Origin of the sequence: Cohnella sp. AR92 (genome assembly GCF_003990975.1) — a bacterium.
GTDB lineage: Bacteria > Bacillota > Bacilli > Paenibacillales > Paenibacillaceae > Cohnella.
On the sequence record NZ_RZJR01000014.1, the window covers coordinates 71,937 to 83,566 of the forward strand.

An 11,630-nucleotide genomic window follows, 5' to 3' on the forward strand; every position below is an offset into this window, starting at 1 on the left:
GAACAGCAGCAGCCAGGGACGAGTAAAGAAAGTCCAAGACTGCTGTTGTTTTATTAAACTAACGTTACCCGTTAGCTTACTCCTATGATGCAATATTTTCTTAATATTAAGCATTTAACTGAACGTCGTAATCATCATTTCCATTTGTAATAAACAGTTTCTTTGCAACTTTTCCGATAACTACAGTAGAAACTCCATCAGCAGTCCCCCCGATGAGTCCACCAGCTAACGGAATCATCTTGCCTAGATTAATTGCACCTTTACTTCCGAATTTGGTAAGCAAACGAAAGCCTACTTTTTGATTTATTTTTGTAATTACTGCGCCTGAGATCATATTAATGGCTGCTTTCGCTAGTTTATTACCTATTACAATCCCACAGCGTTTAAGGATTTCCTTTACCTCATTGCCACATAAACACATGATCACAAATGCTTTAACCTTATCGTCACGTAGGTCGTAACCACCCAAGTGAGCAATTGCTGCAATCATTCTCAATTGAACATATAACACACTTGCTAAATTAGCAGGTATAGCAACAGGCAGAGTTACAATTCCGCCAAGTCCGGTCAGGAATCCCGAACTGGCTGAATATGATGTTTGCCATCTAATTAGTGAGTCAACTGCTTCATCTATAGATTTGGCTTTACGCAGATAATTCTCCGCAAGTTCTTCAGCGTTATCAGTACCTGGCAGACCATTAAGGGCTTTATCATATGCCCAATCTAAAGCCTTTACAATTACCTCTTGGTTCAGTTTCGCCATTTCATTTTTCCCTCTCTGTTCGATGAATTAATATGAATATTCTAGGTGATTTTTTAAAAACCTTCTATTCATTTTTCAAAATCAGACAAATTTATACATATGACACCTTATCCGAATTACTTATGCAAGTAATCTCCCGATAGCTTAATGCCAACGGCCAGTCTATAACTTTATTTACTGGTCTAATCAAACCGTTACTTAACCAAACAGGCGAATTATTCGGCTAATAAGCCCGGATTCCCCTCCCCGATGTTAATGACAGCTGCAATTGTCGCTCAACAATCCCATCTCAACAGGCTCTTAGCTCACAACAGCCTAAATAGAGCCTATTAATAGGTCATTTCCGTGTGCTTTAACAGCTATACTGATAGCCTCTCTATAGATGATAGCCTATTAATAATTATTAACTAACTACCTCCTAGTATATCATCATCTAAAAGTAATCAAATTCAGTTGAATCTCCGATAGTCTATCGATAGTTGGTAGTCTATTACTAATTATCGGTGTTCTATCTCATGATATATCAAGCCCTTTTATTATTTATCAGTCATCTCCCGACCAACATATGAAAGGTTACTAATAGGTAGATTACAGACAGCCAATCTTGCGTGAGTAGTAGCTTGTTAGGAGTTAGGAGGGTCTTAGTAATTGCCAACAATCTACTTAAAGAGCTAACTATATGATATAATTGGTTCGGTTATGCCTATAATGAGCTATAAGAGGCTATCAAAGAGAGACTATTAACATATAGGAGCTAATTATTAAGAGGCGGAAGGAGGCTCTCAATGACTTTGGCAGATCAATTCGAACAATATGAGGGCTATGTGACCATTGGAATAGCTAACGAAATGCTGAAGAAAGAAAGTGTAACAATCCCAGTTCCTACGATGCGCAACTGGGTCAACGACTTACATCACCTTAAAGTCCATACCATACCTCGAAACCAAAGAGGGGAGAGGATCTTTAGCCTAAAGGATATCGAAATCCTGCGTTTCATTTACGAAGCTAAACAACGATTCGGAAATAATATAACCATGCAGGCCATCGGTACAATGATCGTCGAAAAGTTCCCGCAACATCTCCATTACGATCCTAATTTTGATTCGGAGGAAGATGGGGTAGGGGGCCTGCCGGTACTAGCAGAAGATCGTTTGCGCGAATTCCTTCGTAAGGAACTTCAAGAAATACAAACGATAAAAGAAGAAATGAATGAAGTAATCGACTCCTATAAACAACGGCTTAGCTTAATGCCTAGCCCAGAAGAAGAAGCTCGGATGAAGGAAGAAGAGCGTATTCGCTTGATAACAGAAATGCGACAGAATGATCTCAACCGAATGTTTACTGAAGATCGGGTCCGCCAACGTCTCCGAGCGAAAGCAACTGAGCTGTGGAATCAGAACCCGAAGAAGATTGGGGTCTTTAAAAAGAAAGAAGATACAGCTGCGAAATTAGAGTTTATTAAGAAGTATGAAGATGAAAATTTCCAAGACGAAATCAAAAAAGAATATACTATTCCAGAGCAAACTGATTAGTACAGCTGCACCATTACGAATAATTGGCTCCGAATACATGAAAAGACCACAGGGCAGTTAATCCTGTGGTCTTTTTTTTCACTTAGTTTGATCAATTGAGCTCTTTCATGATTTAAAGGAATAGTTAAAAAATCAATGCGCATAATAGCGGAAAGATAAGGAGCTTTCATAAGTTATTAAATAAACCTGTACATATTTCTCAGGCGAACCACCGTTTCCATATACCTTTCCATTTCTTTAAATGATAAGGTGTTGGCGGAGGAACGCCCATGTTAAATCAACCAATAAAACCGATGTTATTACAGCCATTACCCCCTGAAGAAATAAAGCAGGATTGGAAATCCAGTATAAAATGGGATGGCTTCAGAATTATCATTCATTATGATGATGGGAAAGTTAGGGCATTCACAAGACATGGAACAGAAGTGACGGATCGTTTTCCTGAGCTCCTGAACATCAAGCTCCCGGTAACCTCTGCAATATTAGACGGAGAGTGTATAGCGTTTGATCTTACGCAAACTTCCGATCAGCCATATAAGATTTGGTGGGACGATGCGATGATGAGGTTCAACACCAAAAAGCCGGCAGCCGTTCAGCAAATCTGCAGGACTTTGAAGGCCCATTTTCCGGTTTGGGATCTCTTATGGATTAACGGCAAATCGGTTTTACACAAGACATTTCAGGAACGCCGGGATCTGCTGCAGACGTTAGTCCAAACGACAGATATCTTATCGGTTACTCCTTTATATGATAATGGCGAGCAACTATTCACGAATGTCCAGCAGCAGGGGCTAGAAGGCATCGTACAGTACAACGCGAATTCGACATATCATCTTGATTCAAGGCCTCAAGATGTCATTGTTAAGATAAAAGATTATCAATACGTTACTTGCCAGGTCTCATCAATCCGAAAAAATTCCTTTGGGTGGGGACTGCAGCTTGAAGGAAAGTATGTCGGTGTTATTGAATTTCCCCCTCATAGGAACGTCATACGAGCATTTCATACAATCTCAAAGCAAATTATTAAAGGCGAAAACAAAGAATGGGTCTTCTTAGAACCAATCTTAAGTTGTCGAGTTAAGTATCAGTGTTTTACAAAAGACGGAAAACTAAGGTCTCCTAAATTTGAAGAGTTTTGTACGGTGTAGTCAGAAGACAGAGACAGGAAGGCAAGGGATTTTGAAGACTGCTACTTATGCTGCCTGGCGCTAGGAAAGGGACTTAGATCATTTAGGCGATCTGGGCGATCTGTAACACCTGATCCGTCGTAGACGGAGGGGTAGGGGAGAGCAGGACCTTCGAGCTTCTATCAACTGTACACGCTGCCTGACGCCTCCTAGACGCTGAGATAGGGGAGAGCAGGACCTTCGAGCTTCCGTCAGCTGTTCGCGCCGCCTGATCGCGTGCTATAGGTGGGGGATAGGGGAGAGCAGACCCTCGAGCTTCTATCAGCTGCTCACGCTGCCTGACGCCTCCTACACGCTGAGATAGGGGAGAGCAGACCATTCGAGGTTTTATTAGCTGTTCATGGATGCCTGATGCCTCCTAGACGGTGGGATAGAGGGGAGCAGACCCTATTCATGACTTATACCCAGTTTCTACACTTAGTTGACAGATATCTGTAAAAGGATTACTATCAGTACAACCGAATATAGTCTCTGTGACGAGACAAAAAAAGGAGAAGCACTCCTCTGCTGACACGATGTGTCATCATTGGAGCGCTTTTTTTTATTCGGAATTTGAGTGTGGAGGTTGGTTAATTGTGAAGAAGGCACTTTTCTATTATCTTACGTTTGATAACCAGAATTATTTTCTTCAAAGAAGCGATGGTTATTCAGAGGACTTGAAACGAGGAGTGACATTAAAATTCTCGTATCAAGATACTTGGCTGATGGAGCGCGAGCAACCCACATTGAAAGGAATCGTAGGACGCGATCTTAAAGTAACATCCGTTTATGAGTGCGATGGCATGGTAGGGGTATTTCTCGAATTGGCTTTCCCGGACTACCTCTCCAGTCAAAAATAAGAACTGCCATCAGTGGCTGGCCGCACAACACCAAGTATCGAAATACGAAGTCGCTCGCATTGTTGTACACCTGTTTTATGCGTATGAAACGGCTGAGTATGCCGTTATCCACCACGCCTTTTGGTACAAAGCCCCTTAGGGGCTTTTTTTATTTGCCAAAAAGCACGATGGATCGACAAGCATTGGGAGTATGGGATAAGATGGAAACAACTGCGGGAAGAAAAGGGGAACGGCAATGAGAACAGGTTGGATGCTTGTGCTTATCGCGCTTCTAGTCGAAAGCTTCTTGTTTGCTGGCGTGAACGGGCACGTTGTGGCTGCCGCCGCGGCGCAAAAGGTGGGCGTGATCGTCCGCGCGGAAGAAGGGGGCGCCTCGCAAATCCCTGGCGGGTACGTGTGGCTACGGGTCGGGCTTTACCATACCGATGCGGCCGACAAAAACGGCCTCTCTGCAGCCGATATTACGATCAGCTACGATGAAACCGAATTTGAGGCGCAAAACAACCTGGTCATTTACGACGAGGCGGCAGGGCATGAGGTTTGGCGCCAGCACACGTTTATGCAAAATTACGAGTGGCAAAACCCGAAAGCAAACAATCCTTATGGCGTTGAATTTTTCTCGGACATTTCCGTGAGCGCTCCTGTTTCGCTGGACCTTGACCCCAGTGATGGCCGAAAAGAGATCCGCTTGACGGTTAAGGCAACGGGGAAGAGTTTCTTAAAAAACAAGACCGATGCGCCTGATGACCTGCTCTCCTTGCGGCTGGGCGTGAAGATGTACGCCCCGATGAAAAAGTCGGCCATCACCGTGCGTACCGATAAAACCGTATTAACCGACAGCAAAGGCAGCATCGTAAGCGGGTTCTATTACAAAGCCGCGCACCTTACGGTCGGGATGCCGCAATCGGTAACGATCGCAAATGGATCGAGGGTGCTTCCCGCCGCTCCGCTCACGCTTCACGTGGGGGATGGCTTCCTTCTTGGGGGCGTGGCCACGTACGCGAGCGGCGACTATTTTTCGACGTTTGGTTCGTGGAGCACCTCCGACAAACACGTCATCACGGTAAGTAAGTATGGGGATTTGGATGCGGTCGGTATCGGCACGGCTAAAATTACGTTTATCTCCGATGAGCTGGGCGAAACGGGGGTCACCTTAAAAACCGAAAAAGTCGTCCACGTGGTCGCAGATTCGGTCGCGATTCCGCCTGAGCCAATGGAAGTGTATCCGAGCGCGGCACAAACCCCCGTTCAAGATGATGTGCAGATGCTCGTGAACGGTGAAGATGCGGGGTTTGCGCGCCTTGTCGGCGGCAGCCTCTATGCTCCGCTGAAAGCAGTCGGGCACGTGCTGGACGCAGACGTGTCCTACAGCGCGGCAAAAAAAATCGCCAACCGTAAACGGCAAAGCGGTCAGCTATCAAGTCGTCGACGGCGTCACCTATCTAAAGCTTTCGGACCTGCGCACGCTTTTTGGCGCCAAGTTGGCGTACAGCGGCAAACAAAAACTGCTGACCATTACCCTGCCCATTTAGTGCGTAGGGAGAATCATTACAACAAGGAGGCCGCCTCATGAAGAAAGGGATCATCGTTATAACAAGTACGCTTATTGCGATCACCTTATTTTACGGGCAAACCCGTACCACCGAAAAAGCAGAAGCGGAAGCAGCGGCAGCCAATGCCCCATTCAGCGATGTCACGACACACTGGGCAAGCGCTTCGATTAGTAGAGCGGCAAAAGAGGGCTACGTCGGGGGATTTACGGACGGCACCTTTAGGCCCAATAACACGATCACGAGGGCGGAATTTATCAGCATCCTGGTCCGCGCATCAGGGGGCAGCGGGGAACCAGCAACGGCGAGCCCTTTTAGCGATGTTCCCGCGACATACTGGGCGGCATCCGACATCACGGCAGCAGTAACCAAGGGGTATCTCAACGTAAAGGACTTTGCAGGCGGCGCCTTCAAGCCCAATCAGCCCCTTACGCGGTATGAGATGGCCAAATGGCTCGTACAGGGGCTCATGAAAACCGACAAAGGGTACGACCAGGCTTACGAAGACACAAAAAGCACCCTGCTGCCATTTGTCGAACAAGGCAAAGGGCAAATCAGTCAGGTGATGACGCCGTATATTGCGGTTGCGCTCGGGAGCGGGCTCATGGCAGGGCTTCCAGACGGGAATTTCGGGATCGCGAATACGACCACTCGCGCAGAAGCGTGCGTACTCCTTTATCGCTATTTGAACGCGGCATCGAAAGAGGCATCGTCTTTTCTCGCACTCGATGAGTTAAGAGAAGTCGGCACGACGGGAACGAACGTGGTGAGTCGCGGAAATGCGGATTTTAGCAAATACCGAAACACCTTAGGTGAAGTCATTGGGCACGAAATTAATTTCAAAAATGGAGCCGCAACATTTAAAATCGAGAAATACATTGTGGTCGATGCAGATGTGGGCGTGACCGATCGCGGCGTCTACTTCCCGCTCTTTAACGATCCAGCCACGTACAAAGGGGAATACCCCAATGAATATGAAGTCTATGCCCTTCTTACGGTAACAACAAAGACGTCCATTACAAACTCCACCACCTTGGCGAGTGGGTATAACTTTATCACCTCGCCATATCGTGTAGATGAGAAACAAGCCCAAAAATATGGTTTGCCGATTTTGGACAGGCCTACCTTTTTGGCCCTCGGAGAAAAAGGGGTTACCAAATCCTATTGGGTAAAAGAAGACTATGTACATAAAGGCGGGATACCGATATCTATCTTAACTGCCGATGGTCTTCAAACCGCCATTTATTTGAAATGACCCTTCACCAGCCCCCTTTGGGGCTTTTTCAATGCCCCTGTAAAACCCATGTTTTTTTGCGACACTTCCCATGAGCCATGTGCTCGTTTACTGGGCTCGGGCAAAGGGGAATGGCCAAGATGACAAGCACCAGGGCGCGCGCAGTGGCCGTCAATAACGGCACCTTCCTCGTGTATAAGGAAAACGGCGCCTCATGGTCTCTTTGGCGTCGCCCAGCGTGATTTCGCTCCCAAGGTCAAAGAAGGCATGCGAGCCGCTCGCTCGCCAGGCGTTTTTGGAAACCGTGACCTACTCCTGGTGGCGATGCAATGCGAAAAAAAGAGTAAAGTCTATGAGAAATCTGAAGTTTGTCTGCTATAATACTCAAGCGGGCAAGACAGGGAAAGATTTACTGCCCGAACCTCTTGCCATGTACTAATCGCTACGGGCAGCTTCCGTTTTGTGGTTAGGGGGGATTGTAATGTGGACGTTAACGTCTAAGGTAATTAAGTGGATAGTTGTTCCGAGAATGGAAGATTCGGCGATGTGCAATGGGTGGGGAATCGTCCAGTGGCGATTCAATTGGACATCGAGAATTGGTGTCTTCACTGCACTGAAACTCGGAGCGACGAGGTCTGTGGATTTTTCCCTGACTGACGCGAAGAAGTATGGTGGGATGAGGCTCATTCGCATGTCGAGCTTTCAGCTCATCATAGTTTGGGAGCGGGGACGCTGAAAGCCACCAACCTAACTAAGACATTATAGCAACAAAGGGGCAGGCTCTGCCTGACCCTGCAAGCCAAAAGCCAGGTCTACACCCGCCTGGCTTTTTGGCATGCCATATTCTAGAGCAGATTCAATAGTTTTAAATGCTTTTCTTCGATGGCGACAACATCTCTTCAGAAAATTTATTCATTTTGACCCTAATCTCTGACTTCATTACTTCTCGAGTGAATCCGACTTTCTCAACGAAGCCGCGGCAGCGTACTTGGAAATAATATACATCGTCGAAATGCTCATCTTGGTTCACTTTTATGTTGCGCCTATTTAGCTCGCGGACAGTTTTTTGGATTTCACCACTAATCCGATCCATAAGCGTCTGAAGAAAGAGATCGATAACTGACTTAAGCGGATTTGCTGATGAACTATTGGTTTTTTGGCTGTTATCTGCCATCGTAAGCATATGAGGAAGCACGACATAATCCCTGACTAAAAACCGTTCTTCCTGGGTTTGGCGCTGACTCATTGGTTTGTCGTTGCGCGCCTCATACTGCTCTTGGTGTTCTGTTAGCAGCATTTTGGACTTCCAACGCTCATTGCCGTCCAACTTGCTCATTTATAATGTCCTCCAATCTGACCGGCTCTTTCCCGAGCTACTCCTGAATTGAGCAAAGAAGAAGCCCTCATAATCGCGGTATCCCCGTATCGATCCTTGATTGAATCCGTTGCATGCTCAATCGCGTACGCAGCGGGCCGGTTGTCGAACAGGGTAAGTTGGTAAACATCGTCTCCCGCAAGATCTGTCAGGGATATAAATAGCCGGCTGATCGGGAGTCCGCGCCAATGTTCAATAAATAGTTTTCGTGCAGCTGCAGCTACCTCGTGTGTAAGCGAAGTGGCATGGGGCAAGGTTAATTGTCTACCGAAATGAAAGGCTCTCTCTCCATCAGTTTCGACAGCACCGACAGAAACAACTCGCCCCATATATCCATGTCTCCTTGCTCTTCGGCATACCTCAACGACGAGCTCCAGTAAAACAACCTCGATATCCTCAATCTTTTTGTATAAATGACTACGTAGTGCTTTGCCATGGCTAACGGATTTAAGCTTGCCACGTATGCTTGGGACAACAGGGGAGGGGTCTATACCTCTGGCTGTTTGCCAATAATATTCGGCCTGGATATCCGCTTGCTTTCCCATTTCTCTCCGCATGCGCCGCTTAAAATCACCAAGTTCGAGTCTGGCGACATGCCCGATCGTAGGCAGCCCCATCCGTACAAAGTGCTTTGTCATTCGAGATGCGACCATAAACATTTGGTTAATAGGTAACGGCCAGAGATCTTTTTCGATATTCTCGGGGCCAAGTTGAAAAATGCCATCTTCGCGCTTCTTTGCAAAATTATCAGTTGCCGTTTTGGCAAGTATCTTAGTCGGACCGATACCCACACGTGACCATACGCCAGTCGAGGCAAGAACTTGAGCTTGAATTTGGCGTGCAATCTCTTCTGAACTGCCGAACAGGGCGAGAGACCCTGTAATGTCGAGAAATTGCTCGTCTATCGAATACGGTTCAACCAGGTCAGTGAAATTCTCGAAAATCTTCGTAATAAGAAGCGATATTGTGATGTATCTCTGCATTCGTGGCCGAATGACGATGAGATCAGGACATTTCGCTTGTGCTTCGAAAACGCGCTCAGCGGTCGTTACTCCGCGGGCTTTGGCAATAGGACATGCGGCGAGTATTATTCCGGACTTGCGATCCGGATCTCCAACAGCGACGGGCTTATTTTTATATTCCGGATAAGCGGATTTTTCAACGGAAGCATAAAAAGATTGCCCGTCAATTAGAAGTATGGTTCGTTCGTTCTTTCCCAATATTCTCGCCTCCGATGGGAATGTATGTTCTTCAATATTAATACGAACTAGTGTTCCCTTCAATAGGTTAAATTATACTGTCCGTTGAGATCGTCTCATTACGTTGATTTCTTGGTTGACTAATTTACTTCGAGAATATAAAAAGTCTATATTTATCCAAGCAAGGGAATACTAAAACTCAATAAATTCTATTGAGGTGAGTCTAGTGCATGTTTTATGGAAGGGCTCTATCACGTTTGGACTGGTTAGTGTTCCCGTTAAACTCCATTCTGCAACAGAAGAGAAGGAGATCACTTTTAAAACCGTACACCGGCCATGCGGGACCCCGATCAATCAAGTCCGTAATTGCTCTACATGCCACACTCAAGTAGATTCCGCAGATGTCGTTAAAGGCTTTGAGTATGAAAAAGGGCGAATTGTGTTGCTCGAGAAGGCGGAATTAGATCAAATTCTTCCTGAAGCGAGTAAAGAGATTCGGGTTCTTCATTTCATGCAAAGAGATGAAATTAACCCACTCCATTATCAAAAAACGTACTTCCTGTCTCCTGATACCCTTGGTGTGAATGGATACCAATTACTTTTAGCAGCAATGAATCAATCGAAAAAAATCGCGATCTGCAAGCTTTCCATTAGATCGAAGAGCAGTTTGGCTGCCATACAATCGGTAGGGGAGTGCTTAACATTAACAACCATGTACTACCCGGACGAGATTCGATCCGTCGAGGCAGTGCCCAACCTACGGGCAGAAGCAAAGATTGAACGTAAAGGAATTGAGCTTGCTCAGTTGCTTATTGAACAGATGAGTAAACCATATACGGCAGCCGATTATCGAAATGACAGCCGTGAACAGCTGATTTCTTATATCCAAGAGAAGATTGCAGGGAATCAGATTATTATCCCGCCTCAAGCGAGCAACACAACGATCCTTGATCTCATGTCTGCACTGCAAGCAAGTATCGAGGCTATCCAAGCGGATAAGAAGAGCAGGGGAGCTAAGCGCACCAAGGCTAGTAAAAAGAATTTGGAGAGTATCGAATTACCTGGGAGTACTGAAACTGCATAAAAATAAAGCAACTGACCCAGTAGAGGGAAAGGTGGCATGGTGACAGCAAATGCTTATTTGCTATACTGAAGCTAATAATCCATCCAACAAGATCAGGGGGAGACATGACAAGAAAGCTGGATATTGAGCTGCTACAGAAACTTCCGAGCCAGACTGGTGAGTTTGCCCGACTCAAAGCCAACGGCGGCTATATCATCTATAAAAGTGCCGATAGTGGCCAATGGGTAAAGGAAGATACGACTAGTGGGGGAGTGACGTTGCTGGGCGTGGATGAATTCCTTGTTAAGGATAAAAAGCCATGAGGCACGCGACGGAGCCACCATCGGACCTCAGCCTAAAGATGCGCTGCTGTTTGGCCCAACGGAATTAAGTGCCGCAGACTTCATTCGCGAAATGCGGACCCTTCGTAAGCAAAGAAGCCAACTCATTAAATCGCGTCTAGAAGAGGCATTCCGAAGATTAACTTAAAGTAACAATGTCGGAGGACAAGAACATATATCCTTTAGAAGCCGCGCCGAGCGTGGCTTTTTTATTTTATGAATGCAAGGCAAATATTAATGATATTGCAAGCGGGCAGGAGTCTCTGTATCGACAGTATCAATGTTTAAAGAAAATAAAGTTAGACTGAAAAACAAAGTATTAGACCAAGAAAAAGAGTTGTAGACTGACACGCCGGTGACGGCGGAAGTCGGTGGCTGCAGTTCACACTCGGGTCTCCAGCCTGTTGTTCCATTATGTCGTAAAAGCCTAATGGGATACTATAGCTCAGAATGCATGACGGCAGCCGGCCAAGAAACACCGCTCCGTCATGCATTCTTAGAGAGAGTTTCTAATGCGGTTCGGTGGCACCTTATTGATGAAATGAGG

At 46.0% G+C, this 11,630-nt stretch carries 10 protein-coding genes; 7 read left to right on the forward strand and 3 right to left on the reverse strand.

Annotated elements, in window-relative coordinates; all coding sequences use genetic code 11:
• Nucleotides 1-106 precede the first annotated feature (106 nt).
• On the reverse strand, nt 107-763 hold the full coding sequence (locus ELR57_RS22110) for an EcsC family protein (protein ID WP_126961265.1): 657 nt from the start codon (nt 761-763) through the stop codon (nt 107-109).
• A 785-nt stretch (nt 764-1,548) separates the two neighbouring features.
• Between ELR57_RS22110 and ELR57_RS22115 the strand changes: the two genes are divergently transcribed.
• The 5 genes from ELR57_RS22115 to ELR57_RS22135 all read left to right on the forward strand — a co-directional run bounded on the left by ELR57_RS22115 (nt 1,549) and on the right by ELR57_RS22135 (nt 7,126).
• Nucleotides 1,549-2,295 (forward strand): hypothetical protein, encoded by a 747-nt coding sequence (locus tag ELR57_RS22115; protein WP_126961266.1) that lies wholly within the window; start codon nt 1,549-1,551, stop codon nt 2,293-2,295.
• A gap of 269 nt (nt 2,296-2,564) precedes the next feature.
• Nucleotides 2,565-3,443, forward strand: a complete 879-nt coding sequence (locus tag ELR57_RS22120) for an ATP-dependent DNA ligase (RefSeq protein WP_126961267.1) — start codon at nt 2,565-2,567, stop codon at nt 3,441-3,443.
• A gap of 614 nt (nt 3,444-4,057) precedes the next feature.
• Nucleotides 4,058-4,321 carry a hypothetical protein gene (locus ELR57_RS22125; RefSeq protein ID WP_126961268.1) on the forward strand — a complete coding sequence of 88 codons (264 nt, stop codon included), beginning with the start codon at nt 4,058-4,060 and terminating at the stop codon, nt 4,319-4,321.
• A gap of 235 nt (nt 4,322-4,556) precedes the next feature.
• On the forward strand, nt 4,557-5,894 hold the full coding sequence (locus tag ELR57_RS22130; RefSeq protein WP_126961269.1) for a hypothetical protein: 1,338 nt from the start codon (nt 4,557-4,559) through the stop codon (nt 5,892-5,894).
• Nucleotides 5,891-7,126 (forward strand): S-layer homology domain-containing protein, encoded by a 1,236-nt coding sequence (locus tag ELR57_RS22135; protein ID WP_126961270.1) that lies wholly within the window; start codon nt 5,891-5,893, stop codon nt 7,124-7,126. The genes ELR57_RS22130 and ELR57_RS22135 overlap by 4 nt, the downstream gene beginning before the upstream one ends.
• A gap of 844 nt (nt 7,127-7,970) precedes the next feature.
• Here the strand turns inward: ELR57_RS22135 and ELR57_RS22140 are convergent.
• Nucleotides 7,971-8,441, reverse strand: coding sequence for a YhjD family protein (locus ELR57_RS22140; RefSeq protein WP_126961271.1), 471 nt, complete (start codon nt 8,439-8,441; stop codon nt 7,971-7,973).
• Nucleotides 8,438-9,703 carry a DNA polymerase IV gene (locus ELR57_RS22145; RefSeq protein WP_126961318.1) on the reverse strand — a complete coding sequence of 422 codons (1,266 nt, stop codon included), beginning with the start codon at nt 9,701-9,703 and terminating at the stop codon, nt 8,438-8,440. Before ELR57_RS22145 ends, ELR57_RS22140 begins: the two co-directional genes overlap by 4 nt.
• A gap of 202 nt (nt 9,704-9,905) precedes the next feature.
• Here ELR57_RS22145 and ku point away from each other — a divergent pair, with 202 nt between their 5' ends.
• Together ku and ELR57_RS22155 are read left to right on the forward strand one after the other, a co-directional pair.
• On the forward strand, nt 9,906-10,763 hold the full coding sequence (ku, locus tag ELR57_RS22150; RefSeq protein WP_158630130.1) for a non-homologous end joining protein Ku: 858 nt from the start codon (nt 9,906-9,908) through the stop codon (nt 10,761-10,763).
• Between the two features lie 104 nt (nt 10,764-10,867).
• Nucleotides 10,868-11,065 carry a hypothetical protein gene (locus ELR57_RS22155; RefSeq protein ID WP_126961273.1) on the forward strand — a complete coding sequence of 66 codons (198 nt, stop codon included), beginning with the start codon at nt 10,868-10,870 and terminating at the stop codon, nt 11,063-11,065.
• Nucleotides 11,066-11,630 lie beyond the last annotated feature (565 nt).